Below are 16,940 nucleotides of genomic sequence, written 5' to 3' on the forward strand. Positions count from 1 at the left end.
CATAAATCGCTGGATGCACGTGCATTCTGGGCATGGCCGCCCTGCTGTGACTGCAAAACCTCTTTTATGGTTAAGCGGCTTGATCTTGGCTGCTGGCCGTTCGTAGTTTTGCGGGCTGCAATGCGGGGTCGTTGACCTCGGCCAGTGGCCAGAACACGGTGCAACAACGGAGATCGGCAAAATGCACATCGGATTAATTGGCGGGATCGGGCCTGCTGCGACGGTCGCCTACTACACAGCGCTTGTCGCCAAGTTCAAAGCTGCCGGGGTGCCGTTGGAGCTGACGATTGTGCATGCAGATGTCGGCGTTTTGATCGCCAACGCGGGAGCCGAAGCAAAAGACGCGCAGGCCGAAATCTTTGCCGGTCATTTGCGGCAACTTCAGGGGGCAGGATGCGACGTGGCGTCGATCACGGCACTGACCGGGCATTTCTGTTTTGCCGAGACCGAAGCGATCTCGCCCTTACCGCTGGCCAGCGCGGTTGCCCCGATTGACCAGTATTGTGCAACCGAGGGTATCAGTGCTGTCGGCCTTCTTGGCAGTCCGGCTGTGTTGGGATCTCGTCTGTTTGGACAGATCACCGCCGCCGAGACGTTGGTCCCGGCGGGAGATCTTGACGCGCTGGGCGCGGCCTATCTTGAGGTTGCTACGACCGGCATTTGCAGCGATGCGACGCGCAGGATGTTTTTCGAGGCGGGCCGTCAGATGGTGGAAGATCAAGGCGCGGATGCGGTGTTGTTGGCGGGCACTGATTTAGGGCTGGCGTTTGACGGGCGGGATCCCGGATATCGGGTGATTGATGCATTGGACGTTCATGTCGCGGCATTGCTTGATATGGCGCACTGACTAAAGCTGGGCGCGAAATTCTGTCGGGGTCATGTCGGCGAAAGCCAGAAAAGCGCGATTGAAGGCGCTGAGCGAGGCATAGCCGCACTCCCCGGCGACTTGGATGATTGACGTGTCGGGCATGCCCAAAAGTTCAATGGCACGGATCATCCTCAGCCGGGTCAGGGTTTGCGCCCAAGTCGCGCCAAGTTCTTCTGAAAACCTGCGCTGCATTGTGCGTTCAGACATAGCAGCGGCTTTGGCAATCTCGGGAGCAGTGATAGCGCCAGTCAACGCGGCTTCAGTGGCTTCTACTGCCCGCATTAATGCGGGATCACTCGCCGTTGGCCGGGTCACGTCAACCGACGATTCCGCAAGTGCCGCACAGGTATCAAGAAGGGCGCGAAAGAAGGCCGTCGCCCGCTCTGGCTGTGCAGCATTCTTACCCCAATCCCGGCAATGGCTGATCATTTCGCGTGTCAGCGGAGACATTTGTATGACCGTCGTTTGGTCTGGAAAAGTCGAGCAAATCCCGGGCCGCGACAGAACCGAACAACTGGTGACTGGTCGCTGTATTTCGACCTTGAATTCAGTTTTGGCCGGAATCCACGCGGCAAAGGATGGCGGCAAGAGCCAGCGTTTGTCGCCCACCTCTAACCGCAATGCTCCCGCGACAGCGTAGAGCAGATAGTCACGGTCAAACGCCGCATCCAATGGTGGGCGCGGCGCGATGTCCTGAAAGAAGCAATAGGCATCTGGTTCGGCGGTCATGCCTTAGACGCTATCAACCTCGGCCACAGTCGTCACGGGCGGTCCATTCATAAGGGGCATCAGGCCCTGACCAAGTGCGGCGAATGTATCGCTGGTCCGGTAGGCTTCGAAGTCCTCGGGGGATTCCCATTGCTGAACGATAGCGATGCTGTCGTCCTGAGATCCACAATAGATTTGATAGGTGGAACAGCCAGCCATGGCGCGAACGGAATCGGCCTGGACGTTGAAGAGAGATACGGCGGTATCGGCTTCGGTGACTTTGGCTTCGACGGTGATCAGTTTCATGGTGTTTCCTTTGCTGCTAGGAAACGGTTTAGCGCGGTTTGATCATGGCGGTCTGACGATGGTTCGTCAATCACGCGCCCGAAAGCGCCAAAAGGCTGGTCAATACTAGGGCAGTTGAACAATCACGCAGTGGAAGTCGTCATCGCTGATGACCTCGGTATGATGACCTTTGCCGGTGCGATCTTCCATATGCCAGACATCACCTTTGGCGATGACACGCGCCCCGCCATCACTGGCTGTGACTCGCGCAGCACCTGCCATACAGATCAGCTTTTGCCGCACGGGCGTCGGGTGAATCGGTTCGTTCCAGCCCGCGCGAAGGCGCAGGAAAACCAACTGACTGGCGGCTTCAGGCTCCGAAATTTAAATGCCCTGCGCGGGCGGGGCAAAGACGCGCTCCTCAAGAACGACTTCCACGTCAGCCCAGTGGGACTCGCCGTTCTCGTCGGAATAGAGCTTGTGGTACTTCATGACCTCAAGCGTCGTCCATCGCCTCCAACTCGTCAATGAAGCCCGAAATCATGGAAAGACCCTTGTCCCAGAAGGCCGGATCCGAGGCGTCCAGGCCGAACGGCGCAAGCAACTCTTTGTGGTGCTTTGAACCACCGGCATTCAGCATGTCGAAATACTTGGTCTGGAAGTTTGGGTCGCCCTCTTCGTAAACCGCATAAAGCGCGTTCACCAAGCCGTCGCCAAAGGCGTAAGCATAGACATAGAACGGCGAATGCACGAAATGCGGGATGTAGGCCCAGAAGGTGTCATAGCCTTCGACGAAATCAAACGCGGGCCCCAGGCTTTCGCCTTGAACCGACATCCACAGCGCACCGATATCGTCAGGCGTAAGCTCCCCTTCGCGGCGTGCATCGTGCAGTTTGCATTCGAAGTCATAGAACGCGATCTGCCGGACAACCGTGTTGATCATATCCTCGACCTTACCGGCCAAAAGCACCTTCTTTTCAGCCGCGCTTGGGGCGTTTTCCAGCAGGCGACGGAAGGTCAGCATCTCGCCAAAGACCGAGGCTGTTTCCGCCAATGTCAGAGGAGTCGAGGCCAATAGCTCGCCTTGTCCCGCCGCAAGCCGCTGATGCACGCCGTGTCCCAGCTCATGCGCCAATGTCATGACATCCCGGGGTTTGCCGAGGTAGTTCAGCATTACATAGGGGTGCGCGTCGGCGACAGTGGGGTGAGCGAAGGCACCGGGCGCTTTGCCGGGCTTAACTGGTGCGTCGATCCATCCATCCGTGAAGAACGGTTCGGCTAGTTTGGCCATTTCGGGATCAAATGCACCATATGCGGACATGACGGTTTCTTTGGCTTCATCCCAAGCGACAAGTCGGTCGGATTCCATCGGCAACGGCGCATTCCGGTCCCAGACCTGCATCCGGTCCAGCCCAAGCCACTTGCGCTTCAGCTCGTAATAACGATGTGACAGCTTCGGATAGGCGGCAACGACCGCGTTGCGCAGCGCCTCGACCACCTCGGGTTCGACATGGTTCGACAGATGACGACCCGTCTGCGGCGTCGGCATTCCACGCCAGCGGTCCTCGATCTCTTTCTCTTTGGCCAGGGTGTTATGGATGCGCGAGAAAATCTTGGTGTTGTCGCTGAAAACGCGAACTAGTTCGCGTGTCGCGGTCCTGATCGGTCAGGTCGTTCAAAGTTGCTTCGAGACCGCGGGTCTCATCACCAATGGTGAACTCCAGCCCGGCGATGGTTTCATCGAACAGCCGGTTCCAGGCGGCGGCCCCGACGGTAGACTGGTCGTGCAGGAATTTCTCCAATTCGTCCGACAGCTGGTAGGGCCGCATCGAGCGCATGCGGTCAAAGATCGGTTTATAGCGTGCTAAATCTGCTTTCGCCGCGAACCAGCCCTCCAGAGTTTCGTCTTCGATACGGTTCACTTCCAGCGAGAAGAACACCAGCGGGGTAGTGAAAACCGTGACCCGATCCTGTGCATCTGACATCGCCTTGGCGCGTTCGGCGTCGGTCGTGTTCTGGTAATAGCGCAACCCGACAAAGGACATGATGCGCCCGGCGATCAGATCAATCTTTTCGTAGGACAGCACACATTCCAGCATCCCAACGGCATCCAGACCAGCCAGTTTGCCCTCATATGACTCTGCAAACTTGGCACAGGCCTCTTCCAACCACGCCATATCGCGGGCCAGTTCTGGCGCATCCGGGCTGGTATAGAGGTCACTCAGGTCCCACTCGGGCAGATCTCCTAGATCGCTGGCACCAGCGGTATTGGCATCATAAGTAGGGGTCGGATCGAAGCGCATGAAAATGTCCTTTGAGCTGCTGTGCATGACATAAGATGGCCCCCCTACCCGGTGCAAGGTGGATCGCCGATGGTGAATTACTTCTTTTGTCCGAAAATACTTCGGGGGAGCGCGTAAAGCGCGGGGGCAGAGCCCAAATACGAAATTTTTTGCAAAAAAATTTCCCTGAATTTCTTACGTAAAGAAATTCGACGGCGCTCAATCAGTAATCAAGGCTTTCAGGTCCGCCAGGGTGCCTGATTGCTCGACGGATTGATCTTGCTGCCATCGCAATGCGCGGGGGTTCTTCAGGACGATCCCTGATTTTCGCCGCCCGTTTTCCTGGATCGAATCAAATGCCACTTCGAATACCTGGTGTGGATTGACGGAATGCACAGGCCCGAACCGCTCCCGCGTGTTGTCGCGAACCCAGGCAGAGATCCTGTCGATCTCTGCAACCATCAGACCAGAATCGACCTTTGCAACAGGTACCAATTCCGGACCGTCCCATACGCCAAGAGTAAATTCAAAAACCCGGCCAGAGCTCCGACCATTCCGAAACTGCGCATAAAGCAACACAGCATCCACTAGCAAAGGGGCGACTTTCCATTGCAGCCAACCTCCATCTTTGTAGCGGCTAACGCGCCGCTTCAGCGTCAAACCATCGGCCCCGACATTGCGCGCATGGCCGTGATGAACCGCCAATCCAGGCCAATCCTCGAAATCCAGGCGGCGCGAGATGCGCAGCGGTGCTACCGTCGGGACGCTCTGCATGATCTCTTCCAACTTACCGCGACGGTTTTCCAAGACATGCGACTGCAAGTCGTCGCCGCCAGCCTTCAGCACATCAAAAACCTCAAAGAATGTTGGTGCCGTATGAAGAAGTTTGGTGGTGGCCGACTTTGCTGCCATCCGTTTATCCAACATCGCCCTTGGCAGTAGCGAGCCATCCGCCCAACACAGAAGCGTGCCATCAAGCACGGTCCCCGGGGCAACACAATCGCGCAGCGTGACAAGTTCTGGAAATCTGCCAGTTATTATCTCTTCGTAGTCTGACCAAAGTATCAACGCGCGATCTTGAAATATTGCCTGGGCACGTACGCCATCCCATCGATGCTCTGCTACCCAGTCGCTGGGATCGCCGAGTTCCTCTGGACCACATTCCAAGTCCCCAATAAAAGCGAATGGAACCGGCCTGGAAAAGTCGGCAACCGGATTGGCAGCAGTGAAAAGCGAACTAAAAGTTGCATCTTCCGGTGTCCATTTGCCGGCCAATCGGTGCGCCAAGACGGCCGCATCCATGCCGGTAAGACTGGAAAGTGCCTGTGGCAAAAGTTTCTGGGAAACGCTCAAACGAAAGCTGCCGGTGATAAGTTTGTTGAACACGAAGCGTGCGCGCCGGTCCATCTGATCCCAGGCATTAAGGGTCGACCCCTTTTTGCATGCTTCGTCCATTTCGCCCATAGCGCGAATGGTCTCGATCCAACCCGCCAACGTCCCATCGGTCTGCTCGGCCGGTTGGGGTAAAATCAATGCTGATGTCTCGGCCAGATCACCAGCAATCGAATGGCTTTCGTCAAATAGCCAGGCAGGAATGCCCGCATGTTCGGCGGCCCATGTGCGCAACTGAAGAGATGTCACACTGCGCTTTGGGCGGTTCCCGGAATATAGCGCGACAGCCCAAAGTCGATCTGCGTCGGGGGCGTTGGTCATATATTGTGCCAAAGCCGCTATCTTCTTGGCGGGCTGTTTTGCCTGCTCGATTTCAAAGCATAATTCGGCGAATTGCCTCATCGCTTTGCCCGAAAAATCTCGTCGCCCGGTCTCAACCGCGCGACGATGTCATTTTGGTGTCTTTGGTTCATCGGGGTAGTCTAGCACGTCGTCAGTTCGGGTCACTGGCCACGATTGTTGCGGCTGCCATGCAGTGATGAGTTGTAGAGCTCTGTGCTGGCGTCCACCGACAATGGCAGGCCGCTGATGCGCTGTGCTTCTTGCCGTGTCACGCCGATATCGTGCAGGATATGCGCGTCCAGTTCCGCGATTTTCTTTAGACCACGGCGCAGGCGGCGCTGGCGAACACGTTCGGTCAGGCGGCGGGACAGGTCGGCGATTGGGTGGCCCGTACTTTGAGCCTGGGCGACGAAATAGCTTTGATCAGTCATGTCTTTTCTCCAGTTTCATTTGCGTTCAAAGGCGTCGCGACGGCCTTGAGGTGAATATGGAGACTGGACATGCATCAATCAAACGAATAGATTTGGTTCCATCTTACAGTTTTTTTTGATAGGAGCAAGATCGATGAATGCACCTGTAAGTCAGCAAGTCCCTCTGCTGGATCTGGACTTGCTGAAAACGCTCGTGGCGATTGCCGACACCGGTAGCTTCTCGGCGGCGGGCGCAGTGGTATTCCGGACGCCATCCGCAATTTCGATGCAAGTGAAGAAAATCGAAGAGATACTGGAGCGACCCGTTTTCATCCGTGACAGTCGTTCAGTAAGGTTGACGGCTGATGGCGCGTTCCTGCTCGAACATGCCCGCAGAATGCTGGCGCTGAACCGCGATGCAGTGGCGCGTTTTGTGCAACCTGATGTTCAAGGGGTAGTCCGGATGGGTGCGCCCGATGATCTGGCCGAACGGTTCCTGCCGGTCATGTTGCGCAGATTTGCGGATTCGCATCCCGGCGTCACGGTGAACGTTACAGTCGACATGTCGGATCGCAATGTTGCCAAGTATCTTCAGGGCGAACTAGACCTGACAATCATCACTTGCGACGCGGGATTTGAAGGCGATGAAGAAGCGGAAACACTATATCGCGAGCCATTGGTTTGGGCGGCTCGCAAAGGTGGATTGGCCGTCGAGCAAACACCTTTGCCCGTAAGTGTATGGGAAGAAGGCTGCGTTTGGCGAAAGGCAGGCATCGGCGGCTTGGACGCCCAAGGTCGCGCTTGGCGGATCGCCTTTCAAAGCGGAAATATTTCGGGTCAGCGTGCAGCGATATTGGCCGATTTGGCAATTGCACCCCTGCCGAAGTCGTCTATTGGCGGCGACATAATTGAAGCACCGGCAAAATATGGGCTGCCGGCACTTCCAAAGTATTCACTTGGCATGTTGCACGGTCGAAACGGCAATCCGGCGGTTTCCGCCGCCGTAGATCATCTCCGCGCCAGCTTTTCCGGCGCGGCCTGATCTTTAGATACCGATGAATGGCTGCACCAGCCGGGGGATCAAACCCTGGAACCGCAACGGTGCGTCGGTGGCGGCAAGGCAAATGCAATCCTCGCCCTCTTCCGCAATTGGCGTGTGAACATCGCTTTCATCGGCAATCTCAATGTCACCGCGCCCGAAACGATCGTCTTCGTCTTTGAACGCGCCTTTCAAAACCAAAGTCAGCTCCGTTCCGCCGTGGCCATGATCGGGCATCGCCGCACCTGCCGGGATCGACAGTAACCGCACCGATGCGTCCTTGGACGTCGGCAAAACCGCCTGCTTCACACCGCCGCCGATTGACCGCCAGCTCACATTGTCCAGATCACCGCCGACATAGCCTTGTAACGGCGACGGGAAAACGGCGTTCGCAGTCGGCGATGGCACGCGGATCGGTTCCTGAGATGTGCCATCAATCAGGGCAAACGTGGCCTCAAGCGCGGCATCCGCAAGCGCAATCTCGTCGGCAATCTCGTCGATCAAAGCCCCGCCAACAGCCTCGAAACTTTCCAACCGCGCCCGGCAATCATCGCACAGCGAGATATGCGTCGCGACAACAACGTTGAACGCTTCGGACAGGTTCCCGGATGCATAGCCCATCAAAAGGGCGTCGTTCAGATGATGCTTGATATCACTCATGTCATTTCACTTCATTGTGTGGCGCAGTCTTTCCAGCGCCAGTCTAATCCTCGATTTTATCGTCCCCAGCGGCAGGCCGGTTTCTTCGGCGATCTCGCTGTGGCTTAAGTCACCGAAATAGGCCCGTTCGATCAAAAGTCTCTGTTTGTCGGGCAATTCTTTGATGGCTTTGGTAAGTTTGTCGGTTTCCTGTTGCAGAATTATGGTGTCAGCCTGATCTGGCTCGCTTTCGGGGCCCCATGGCAGGTCTTCCGGTTCCGGGCGTCTCTGTTTTCGCAACGCATCAATCTTCTTGTTGCGCGCAATCGTATAGACCCATGTGGGCACGCTTGCCCGTGATGGATCAAACAGATGAGCCTTCTGCCAAAGGGTGGCCAACACCTCCTGTGTGCATTCGTCGGCCATGGCCTCGCCAGCGCCGGATTTCATCAAAAACGCCTTCACCCGTGGGACGAAATGGCGAAACAGTGCCGCAAAGGCTGCCTTGTCCTGATCCAGATGGATACGTCGTACAAGAGCCGCCCAGTCTTCATTCTCCGCCTCGACCGCGATGGTCATGCGATGCTGCCCTCGTTTCGTCGTGTCATAAATCGCCCCTCCATAAGACGGCGGAACGTCCAACACATCAACATCTATGATCGCAGCATCTTTCGGCATTTGTGAGTGATACGGCGGGGGCGCGGGAGTTGGATCAAAATTAATTAACGCCCGGTGCCAAAATAATCGTCTGCAATACTAATCTGATCGGCGGGGTCGCGCGTAAGAATTACAATGACTTGAAGGCTGGAGAGTAGAATGCCGTTTGAATCCCGTGGTGCGGCCGCGAAAAGAATAGCAGTAATTGGTGGCGGCATATCCGGAATGGGCGCAGCATATCACCTGGCAGAAACCTCGCGCGTGGTGCTGTTCGAGGCGGCAAATCGCCTTGGCGGCCATGCCCGCACAGTGCTGGCGGGAAAGCACGGGGATCAACCGGTGGACACCGGGTTCATCGTCTTCAATCATCAGAACTATCCGAACTTGGTTGCGCTGTTTGAGGCGCTCGACGTGCCAATTGCCAAAAGCGATATGAGCTTCGGCGTTTCTGTGCGCGGCGGATCCCTGGAATACGGGCTGGCCAGCCTGGATGCGATTTTCACTCAGCGTAAGAACGCCTTTGATCCCCGCTATCTGCGCATGATCCGCGACATCATGCGGTTTAACGCCAAGGCAGACGAGGTTGCGACGCCGGGCATGACTATCGGCGATCTGATCGCGGTTTTGGGTCTGGGTGCATGGTTTCGCGACTATTACCTGACGCCGTTTTCTGGCGCGATCTGGTCGACTCCGACCGCGCATATTCTAGACTTCCCAGCCCGCGCGTTGATCAAGTTCTTCAAGAACCACAACCTGCTTGGCTACGAGGAAAAACATCAATGGTACACTGTGAAAGGCGGCTCTATCCAATATGTATCGCGCCTTCAGAATGCGCTTGAAAGTCGGGGCGTTGATGTCCGCCTACGGGCCGCCACTCGCGCCGTACACAATTCGGAGCCGAGGTGCGCACCGAAGGCGGCGAATGGGAATTCTTTGACGAGGTAATCTTCGCCACGCATTCCGACCAGACCCTTTCCATGCTCAGCGATCCAACCGGTGTCGAACGCACCGCGCTGTCGTCAGTGAAATATCAACCGAACCGCGCCGTTCTTCACGCCGACACAAGTATTATGCCCAAGAACCGCAAAGCGTGGTCATCGTGGAGCTATGTCGACACCGGCAAATCCCCCGACGCGCCCATCGACCTCAGCTATTGGATGAATTCACTGCAACCGATCCCGCAGGATAATCCGATGTTCGTGACCCTGAACCGCGATGCGCCGATCCGCGAAGATCTGATCTATGACGAGGCTGAATTCAGTCACCCGCTTTACGATCTGGAGGCTTTCGCCGCCCAGGACACCATCCGCGCGATCAATGGTCAGAACCGCACATGGTTCTGTGGTGCCTGGATGAAGAATGGTTTTCACGAAGACGGACTTTCCAGCGCGATGGACGTGGTCCACGCAATCGAGGCTGAAGCCAATATGGCAATGGCGATTGCGGCTGAATGACGGCGCAGGTCGATCATATCGACGGGCTGACCTTTCACGGTCGCAAGGGTGCGCTGGAAAACGCGTTCACCTATTCGGTGGACTACGTTGTAATGGATGCCGAGGCGAAATTGCGGCTGCCTGCGCTGTTCGCACGCAACCGCACAGGGTTGTTTTCACTGCAAGATAGCGATCACGGCGGTGCACCGAAAAAAGGGAAGGGTGCGGCCTGGGTGCGTGAAATTATGACCGCACATCAGGCGCCATTCGAGCCGCATCGCATCGAAATTCTGGCCCAACCGCGTGTCCTTGGCCATGTCTTCAACCCGGTCAGCTTCTGGCTGATCTACGATGACGCCGACAATCTGCGCTGCGTGATCCCCGAGGTGACCAACACCTACGGCGACCGTCATTGCTACCTGTGCCACCACGACGACTGGCGCGCGATCAACCGCGAAGAAACCATGGGCGCGCGTAAGATGATGCACGTCTCGCCCTTCCAACCGGTGGAAGGCGACTACACCTTCCGCTTTGATATCCGCGCCGACAAAATCGGCGTTTGGATCGACTATCAGACCGGTAATTCCGGACTGCTGGCCACCCTGACCGGTTCCCGCAAACCCCTGACCAACCGCGCCATCCTGCGCGCGATGGTCCGACGTCCCATGGGCTCGCGCCGGGTGCTCGGGCTGATCCATTGGCAGGCGCTGAGACTTTGGTGGAAGGGCGCAACATTCCGCAATCGCCCCGATGCCCCGACCAGCGAGGTGTCGCGATGACTGCCCGCCCGCAAGGTCTTCCCAGTTATGCGATCTTCGCAGCGGTTTTGGCGGCCGCAGGCCTGCCGATCTATATCCACGCGCCGAAGTACTTCGTCGACGAATACGGCGTTAGCCTTGCGGCGCTGGGCGCGGTTCTGTTTGGTCTGCGCCTGTTGGATGTTGTGCAAGACCCCGTTCTGGGCTGGCTTTCCCGCAAATTGGAACCCGTAAGGGGTGCGGCGGTATTGGTGGTGGGAGGCGTAATGGCATTGGCCATGGTTGGCCTTTTTGCCATTGCGCCACCGGTGCCGCCGCTTTTGTGGTTCGCGATTACTCTAGCGCTGTTGTTCTCGGCCTTCAGCTTTTTGACGATCACATTCTATGCGCAGGGTGTGCAAAAGGCGGATGATCTGGGTGCCGACGGACACGTTCGGCTTGCCACCTGGCGCGAAACAGGATCGCTTCTGGGCATCTCGGCTGCGGCGGTTCTGCCGATCCTCCTGCTCAGCACTTCGGACAGCCCCTTCGCGCTGTTTGCCGGGTTGTTCGCGGGCGCAGTTGCCCTTGCTCTAATCGCTATGCGGTCCGAATGGCAGGATGGCGTTGCCACTAGCGAAACCAGCATCGCCCCCATCCTGCGCGACCCGCTGGCACGCCGCCTTCTGCTGATCGCGTTGCTGAACGCTACACCCGTCGCAGTCACCTCGACCCTGTTCCTTTTCTTCGTCGAAAGCCGCCTTGGCGCGCCCGGTTGGGAAGGTCCGCTTCTGCTGTTGTTCTTCCTTTCCGCAGCCGCCTCCGCCCCGATCTGGGGCCGTATCGCCTCAATCATCGGGGCAAAGCCCGCGCTGATGGCGGGCATGGCGCTGGCCATAATTTCATTTGGCGGCGCGGCTTTTCTGGGCACCGGCGACGCAATGGCCTTCGCGGTGATCTGCATCGCCTCCGGTGCAGCCCTTGGTGCGGATATGACCTTGTTGCCCGCCATTTTCGCCCGCCGATTGGCAACAATCGCCCCCGCCGCCGCCGAAGGTTTCGGCCTGTGGTCTTTCGTTACGAAATTCACCCTCGCGTTCGCAGCAATCACCCTGCTGCCCGTGCTCGAGGTCGCCGGTTTTCCTTCCGGCACCAACCCTGCGCCAATCAGCGCCCTCACCACACTGACATTGATGTATGCCGTTCTGCCCTGCGCCCTGAAGCTTGTCGCCCTGACACTTTTGGCGCTGACGCCGTTGGAGACCCCAACGGCCAGACCGGCCCTGCAAGAGGCTTGAAACCATGGAACTGATACTTGGATTACTGATAGGCGCCGCGCTTGTGATCGCAGCCGTCACGGCCCGCGCCAGACTACTCGATTTCGGCGCACAAACGCCGGGTGACTACACCGTCGATCAGCCGACATTTGACATCAAACAGCACCTGAACGGCGCAATCGCCTGCGAAGGCGTGATCTTCGGGCCAACCGGGCGCGTTTCGTCTCGCTTCGTGGCCGAGTTCCACGCCGAATGGGAGGGTAATACCGGTCGCATGACCGAGCGCTTCCGCTATGACAGCGGCACCACCCAGAACCGCGAATGGCACCTGACGCTGGACGAGAATGGTAAGATCATCGCAAATGCCGCTGATCTGGTTGGCGCAGGGACGGGTCAGCAGGCTGGTTCGGGTGTTTGTCTGAAGTACCGCATTCAGCTTCCCGAAAGCGCCGGAAGCCACCAGTTGGACGTGGTCGACTGGATGTATCTGGTCGAAAACGGCACCATCATCAACCGCAGCCAGTTCCGCAAATTCGGCATCAAGGTTGGCGAGTTGGTCGCTACGATGCGCCCTTTGGACCCGGCTGAAGCCATTCGAAGGGATGCCGCGTGAGAGATTGGCAAGGCAAGCGCTACTGGATTGTCGGCGCATCAGCGGGACTTGGACGCGCGGTCGCACAGCAGATCAGCCAGATGGGCGCTGAAGTGATCCTCAGCGCCCGTAGCGAAGATGCCTTGCAGGAACTGGCGGCGGAATTGCCGGGCAAATCGCAGGTCTTGCCCATGGACGTTGCCAGCGATGACAGCGTAGCGCGCGCCTTCGCGCAGGCAGGTCATATCGACGGCATCGTTTACCTTGCCGGTGTCTATTGGCCCATCTCTGCACGCGACTGGAACGCCGACGGCGCGGTCAAAATGCTGGACATCAACCTAACCGGGGCCGCTCGCATATTGGGTCACGTCGTCCCGGAAATGACCGCGCGCGATGCGGGTCATATCGTGCTAACCGGTTCGCTTTCCGGTTTTCGCGGCCTTCCCGGAGCCATCGGTTACGGGGCGTCAAAAGCCGGAATAATGTCCCTGGCTGAAAGCCTTTTTGCAGATCTGTGCGACACAGGCATCGACGTGCAATTGATCAACCCCGGCTTCGTCAAAACCCGCCTGACCGAGAAGAACGACTTCAACATGCCCTTCATCATGGAGCCGGAAATCGCCGCCCGCGAATTCGTCGAACACATGAACGATGACGCCTTCGTCAAAAGCTATCCGCGCCTGTTCGCAATGCTGTTCCGCGCCACCCGCTTCATGCCAGCGTGGCTTTTCCACCGCCTGTTCAAACCCTAAATCCCCAGCCGGTCGCGCAGCGAAAACCACGTCATCCCCAGCGTTAACAATGGCATCCGGGCGTGCCTGCCACCTGGAAACGGCCCTACCGGCAGTTTTGAGAGCAACTCTAACTGCCCCGCCTGACCGGCAATCGCCTCGGCAATGATCTTACCCACCAAGCCGGTAATCGCCACGCCATGACCCGAGAATCCCCCGGCGGCAATTGTCTTTGGCCCGATGGCGCGCACCATTGGCAGGCGCGACATGGTGATCCCCAAAGTGCCACCCCAATGATAGTCGATCCCTACGCCGCTCAGAGCCGGAAACAGCCGCTCCATGCGCTTGCGCAACGCGGGCAGCGGATCGGTCGGGAAGCCGAGCGAATAGCTTTCGCGCCCGCCAAACAGCAGCCGCTTATCCTCGCTCAGCCTGAAGTAATTCACCACAAACCGGTCATCCGCCACCGCGATATCTTTGCGCAAAACGGCATCGGCCAGATCGCCAAGCGGTTCGGTCGCGGCAATGAACGAATTGATCGGCATCACCCGCGCCGCCACCTTCGGTGCAATCCCCGGCAGATATCCGTTCCCGGCCAAAACCACATGCCCCGCGCGGATCGTGCCGTTCCCGGTGCGTACCAAACCCTCATCCACTGACAACGCCTCGGTCCGCTCATAGATCCGCGCGCCTGCCGCTTCGGCTCCCCGCGCTAAGCCCAAAACATAGCGTAACGGATGAATGTGCCCTGCATCCCAGTCCAACAACCCGCCGCGATACACTTCCGACGGACACACCGCCAAAAACGCATCGCGATCCAGATACTCGGTCTCATAGCCATAAGCCTCGCGCAGCCAATCTCCATAAGCCCTCGCATCATCCGCCCCTGCATCCGTCCACTCGCCCTGCAAAACCCCGGGCTGATAGACCGCATCCGGCGCATGTTCTGCCGCCAATGCTCGCGTCAACGCCTTGGCCTCAACCGTCACGTCCCAAAGTGCGCGCGCATCCTCGCGCCCCAGCTTTTTCTCCAACCACTGCTGGTCCTTATTCCAGCCGGTCCCGACCTGACCGCCATTCCGCCCTGAGGCCCCAAACCCAACCCGATGGGCTTCAACCACCACAACGCTCAACCCCTTGGCAGCCGCATGCAAAGCTGTCGAAAGCCCGGTAAACCCTAGCCCCGACAACGGCCACATCTACCTGAATATCGCCGTCCAATGCCGGTCGCTCTGACCCCAATTCCGCAGAGGCCGCATACCAACTGTCGGGATAAGATCCGGGCGCGTCATTTCGATACAGGGGGTTCACGCCGTTTGTCCTTCTTCTGATTGAAAACACTCTGGGGTCCGGGGCAAAGCCCCGGCGGGTCGCCTTCAAAGAAGGCGAACCCTAAACATTCAACAACAGATGTTCCCGTTCCCAGGGGCTGATCACTTGCAAAAACTCTTCGTATTCCGCCAGCTTCACAATCTCATAGACCGTCGCGAACTCTTCACCCAAAGCCTGTCGAAACGACGTCGCCGCTGCGAACCCGTCCAACGCGGTATAGATATCGCGGGGAATTTCCTCGTCTGCATCATAGGCATCGCCCTTAAACTCATCTTTCGGCGCGATGCCTTCAACCATGCCCAGATAGCCACAGGCCAGTGACGCCGCGATGCCAAGATAGGGATTGCAATCCATCCCCGGCAAACGGTTCTCAACCCGCCGCGCCTGCGGTCCTGAAATCGGAACCCGGATCGCCGTTGTGCGGTTGTCGCGCGCCCATTCCAGATTGATCGGGGCCGCGTGGTCTTTGACGTACCGGCGATAGGAATTGACGTAAGGTGCGAACATTGGCGTTGCAGCCGGAATGTATCGCTGCATCCCACCGATGAAATGCGCAAACTCTGCCGTCTCAGAGCCATCATCCGCAGAAAAGATATTTTTTCCTGTCGCCGTATCAATCACCGAATGATGAATGTGCATCGCCGAGCCCGGCTCACCCTCAATTGGCTTGGCCATAAAGGTTGCAAAGCAGTCGTGACGCAATGCGGCCTCGCGGATCAGACGCTTGAAGAAGAAGACTTCGTCCGCCAGCTTGATTGGATCACCGTGGCGCATGTTAATCTCAAGCTGTCCGGCCCCGCCTTCCTGCGTGATCCCGTCAATTTCGAAACCCTGCGCCTCGGCAAAGTCATAGATGTCATCAATTACAGGGCCAAACTCGTCCACCGCAGAAATCGAATAGGCCTGTCGCGCCGCCGCTGGTCGCCCGGACCGGCCAACCATGGCTTTCACTGATTCAGCAGGGTTGATATTGGGCGCGACCAGATAGAATTCCATCTCGGGCGCGACGATCGGCGTCCAACCCTTGGCGTTATACAACTCCACCACCCGGCGCAGGACATTGCGCGGCGCGAACGGCACCGGATCACCTTCGCGGGTAAACGCATCGTGGATGACCTGCACGGTCCAGTCGGCGGTCCAGGGCGCGGCGCGTGTGGCCGAGTAATCCGGCTTCAGCGTCATGTCAGGTTCGGTAAAGCCTTCATCGCCCGCGGCTTCACCCCAGCCACCGGTGATGGTCTGAAAGAAGATCGAGTTCGGTAGGAAAAACTCGGATTGCGTCGCGAACTTCGATGCGGGCATCGCTTTGCCCCGTGCAATCCCGCTTAGATCAGGGATCACACACTCGACCTCGTCCAGCCTGTGTCCTTCAAGATAGGTCCGTGTCGCCTCAGGTGTGCTCTTTAGCCAGTCCGTCATCTTTGGCCTCTTTAAAAAAGTCAGCGATGCGTTTGGCCATCGCCGCGTTGTCATTGCCGTGTCCGATATGCCCCTTGGCATCGGCAATGAGCGGGTCAGGCACGACCCCCGGCGCGCGGATATCCAACAACGTCACCAACTCGCCATCTTCGAACTCGGGATGGGGCTGTACGGAAAAGGCGGGGCCTTCGTAAACAAAAGCGGCGTGTTCACAAAAATCGGTGCTGGCAATGGTCGTCGCCTTGGGCGGCGCCTTTATGACCTGATCTTGATGCCAAGCGTTCAGGCGCATTGGGCCGTCGTCAAAGTCATAAGTTTCCAGACCGGCCGACCAACCGCCTTTGAATTTTTCAACAGTTCCGCCCAATGCCTGAGCCATGACCTGATGCCCAAAACAGACTCCAACCATCGGAACTTTGGCAGCATAGGCGCTGCGGACGAATTCTTCCAACTTGGGAATGAACGGCAGTTCTTCATAGGCACCATGCCGGCTACCCGACAAAAGCCAGCCCTCGGCGTCATGGATCGAACCCGGGAAGTCCATATCAACCACGTCCCAGTTTTCGAACGTCAGCCCGTGGCCCGCCAGCATATCGCTGTAAAGCTGGTCATAGTCGCGGTGTGGCACCCCGTCGGCTTTGACGAAATGGCCACATGTCAGAATGCCGATACGCATGAAACACCGAAGAATTTGGATCGTCCGGACATTATCCGGGGCAGTTAGGCCGGGCAAGCAATAATTTGATCAAATTATAGACCCCGCATTTTGGTAATAAAAAAACGCGCCCCACCTCAGG

14 protein-coding genes and 4 pseudogenes are annotated in these 16,940 nt (G+C 57.7%); 7 read left to right on the forward strand and 11 right to left on the reverse strand.

Annotated features, from left to right (window positions below; all coding sequences use genetic code 11):
- Positions 1-181 precede the first annotated feature (181 nt).
- On the forward strand, positions 182-847 hold the full coding sequence (locus GKR98_14330; protein QMU59263.1) for an aspartate/glutamate racemase family protein: 666 nt from the start codon (positions 182-184) through the stop codon (positions 845-847).
- On the opposite strand, the gene GKR98_14335 is transcribed toward GKR98_14330, so the two are convergent.
- From GKR98_14335 to GKR98_14360, 6 genes and pseudogenes are all read right to left on the reverse strand, one after another.
- Positions 848-1,597, reverse strand: a complete 750-nt coding sequence (locus GKR98_14335) for a helix-turn-helix domain-containing protein (GenBank protein ID QMU59264.1) — start codon at positions 1,595-1,597, stop codon at positions 848-850.
- 3 nt (positions 1,598-1,600) lie between these two features.
- A complete protein-coding gene (locus tag GKR98_14340; protein QMU59265.1) occupies positions 1,601-1,882 on the reverse strand; it encodes a hypothetical protein in 282 nt (93 codons plus the stop codon).
- 105 nt (positions 1,883-1,987) lie between these two features.
- Positions 1,988-2,353 (reverse strand): annotated as a pseudogene (locus GKR98_14345) (cupin).
- Positions 2,354-2,357: 4 nt separating this feature from the next.
- Positions 2,358-4,164 (reverse strand): annotated as a pseudogene (locus GKR98_14350) (M3 family oligoendopeptidase).
- A 198-nt stretch (positions 4,165-4,362) separates the two neighbouring features.
- Positions 4,363-5,937: a cisplatin damage response ATP-dependent DNA ligase gene (locus GKR98_14355; GenBank protein ID QMU59266.1), complete on the reverse strand. Its 1,575-nt coding sequence runs from the start codon at positions 5,935-5,937 to the stop codon at positions 4,363-4,365.
- Between the two features lie 101 nt (positions 5,938-6,038).
- A complete protein-coding gene (locus tag GKR98_14360; protein ID QMU59267.1) occupies positions 6,039-6,308 on the reverse strand; it encodes a DUF1127 domain-containing protein in 270 nt (89 codons plus the stop codon).
- Positions 6,309-6,441: 133 nt separating this feature from the next.
- Between GKR98_14360 and GKR98_14365 the strand changes: the two genes are divergently transcribed.
- Positions 6,442-7,329 (forward strand): LysR family transcriptional regulator, encoded by an 888-nt coding sequence (locus GKR98_14365; protein ID QMU59268.1) that lies wholly within the window; start codon positions 6,442-6,444, stop codon positions 7,327-7,329.
- 3 nt (positions 7,330-7,332) lie between these two features.
- Here GKR98_14365 and GKR98_14370 read toward each other — a convergent pair whose 3' ends face one another.
- Together GKR98_14370 and GKR98_14375 are read right to left on the reverse strand one after the other, a co-directional pair.
- Positions 7,333-7,986 (reverse strand): transcriptional regulator, encoded by a 654-nt coding sequence (locus GKR98_14370; protein QMU59269.1) that lies wholly within the window; start codon positions 7,984-7,986, stop codon positions 7,333-7,335.
- A gap of 6 nt (positions 7,987-7,992) precedes the next feature.
- Positions 7,993-8,544, reverse strand: coding sequence for a sigma-70 family RNA polymerase sigma factor (locus GKR98_14375; protein QMU60113.1), 552 nt, complete (start codon positions 8,542-8,544; stop codon positions 7,993-7,995).
- 237 nt (positions 8,545-8,781) lie between these two features.
- Between GKR98_14375 and GKR98_14380 the strand changes: the two are divergent.
- From GKR98_14380 to GKR98_14400, 5 genes and pseudogenes are all read left to right on the forward strand, one after another.
- Positions 8,782-10,076 (forward strand): annotated as a pseudogene (locus GKR98_14380) (FAD-dependent oxidoreductase).
- Positions 10,073-10,834 carry a DUF1365 family protein gene (locus GKR98_14385; GenBank protein ID QMU59270.1) on the forward strand — a complete coding sequence of 254 codons (762 nt, stop codon included), beginning with the start codon at positions 10,073-10,075 and terminating at the stop codon, positions 10,832-10,834. The pseudogene GKR98_14380 and the gene GKR98_14385 overlap by 4 nt, the downstream one beginning before the upstream one ends.
- Positions 10,831-12,090 (forward strand): sugar:cation symporter, encoded by a 1,260-nt coding sequence (locus GKR98_14390; GenBank protein QMU59271.1) that lies wholly within the window; start codon positions 10,831-10,833, stop codon positions 12,088-12,090. Before GKR98_14385 ends, GKR98_14390 begins: the two co-directional genes overlap by 4 nt.
- A gap of 4 nt (positions 12,091-12,094) precedes the next feature.
- Positions 12,095-12,682: a DUF3833 family protein gene (locus GKR98_14395; protein ID QMU59272.1), complete on the forward strand. Its 588-nt coding sequence runs from the start codon at positions 12,095-12,097 to the stop codon at positions 12,680-12,682.
- The gene (locus GKR98_14400; GenBank protein QMU59273.1) at positions 12,679-13,413 is read left to right on the forward strand and encodes an SDR family NAD(P)-dependent oxidoreductase; all 735 of its coding nucleotides are present in this window, start codon (positions 12,679-12,681) and stop codon (positions 13,411-13,413) included. The genes GKR98_14395 and GKR98_14400 overlap by 4 nt, the downstream gene beginning before the upstream one ends.
- Here GKR98_14400 and GKR98_14405 read toward each other — a convergent pair.
- The 3 genes and pseudogenes from GKR98_14405 to GKR98_14415 form a co-directional block, all read right to left on the reverse strand.
- Positions 13,410-14,703: pseudogene (locus GKR98_14405) on the reverse strand (FAD-dependent oxidoreductase). The gene GKR98_14400 and the pseudogene GKR98_14405 sit on opposite strands and share 4 nt — an antisense overlap.
- An 81-nt stretch (positions 14,704-14,784) precedes the next feature.
- On the reverse strand, positions 14,785-16,143 hold the full coding sequence (locus GKR98_14410; GenBank protein ID QMU59274.1) for a glutamine synthetase: 1,359 nt from the start codon (positions 16,141-16,143) through the stop codon (positions 14,785-14,787).
- A complete protein-coding gene (locus GKR98_14415; GenBank protein ID QMU59275.1) occupies positions 16,115-16,819 on the reverse strand; it encodes a type 1 glutamine amidotransferase in 705 nt (234 codons plus the stop codon). The genes GKR98_14410 and GKR98_14415 overlap by 29 nt, the downstream gene beginning before the upstream one ends.
- Positions 16,820-16,940: the final 121 nt, after the last annotated feature.

The sequence above is a fragment of the Boseongicola sp. genome, assembly GCA_014075275.1.
Classification (GTDB): domain Bacteria; phylum Pseudomonadota; class Alphaproteobacteria; order Rhodobacterales; family Rhodobacteraceae.

Excerpts from the sequence above, each read along its gene's own strand:
- GKR98_14330 (QMU59263.1), top strand. The coding sequence starts at position 182 with ATGCACATCGGATTAATTGGCGGGATCGGGCCTGCTGCGACGGTCGCC.
- GKR98_14335 (QMU59264.1), bottom strand. The coding sequence starts at position 1,597 with ATGACCGCCGAACCAGATGCCTATTGCTTCTTTCAGGACATCGCGCCG.
- GKR98_14340 (QMU59265.1), bottom strand. The coding sequence starts at position 1,882 with ATGAAACTGATCACCGTCGAAGCCAAAGTCACCGAAGCCGATACCGCC.
- GKR98_14355 (QMU59266.1), bottom strand. The coding sequence starts at position 5,937 with ATGAGGCAATTCGCCGAATTATGCTTTGAAATCGAGCAGGCAAAACAG.
- GKR98_14360 (QMU59267.1), bottom strand. The coding sequence starts at position 6,308 with ATGACTGATCAAAGCTATTTCGTCGCCCAGGCTCAAAGTACGGGCCAC.
- GKR98_14365 (QMU59268.1), top strand. The coding sequence starts at position 6,442 with ATGAATGCACCTGTAAGTCAGCAAGTCCCTCTGCTGGATCTGGACTTG.
- GKR98_14370 (QMU59269.1), bottom strand. The coding sequence starts at position 7,986 with ATGAGTGATATCAAGCATCATCTGAACGACGCCCTTTTGATGGGCTAT.
- GKR98_14375 (QMU60113.1), bottom strand. The coding sequence starts at position 8,544 with ATGACCATCGCGGTCGAGGCGGAGAATGAAGACTGGGCGGCTCTTGTA.
- GKR98_14385 (QMU59270.1), top strand. The coding sequence starts at position 10,073 with ATGACGGCGCAGGTCGATCATATCGACGGGCTGACCTTTCACGGTCGC.
- GKR98_14390 (QMU59271.1), top strand. The coding sequence starts at position 10,831 with ATGACTGCCCGCCCGCAAGGTCTTCCCAGTTATGCGATCTTCGCAGCG.
- GKR98_14395 (QMU59272.1), top strand. The coding sequence starts at position 12,095 with ATGGAACTGATACTTGGATTACTGATAGGCGCCGCGCTTGTGATCGCA.
- GKR98_14410 (QMU59274.1), bottom strand. The coding sequence starts at position 16,143 with ATGACGGACTGGCTAAAGAGCACACCTGAGGCGACACGGACCTATCTT.
- GKR98_14415 (QMU59275.1), bottom strand. The coding sequence starts at position 16,819 with ATGCGTATCGGCATTCTGACATGTGGCCATTTCGTCAAAGCCGACGGG.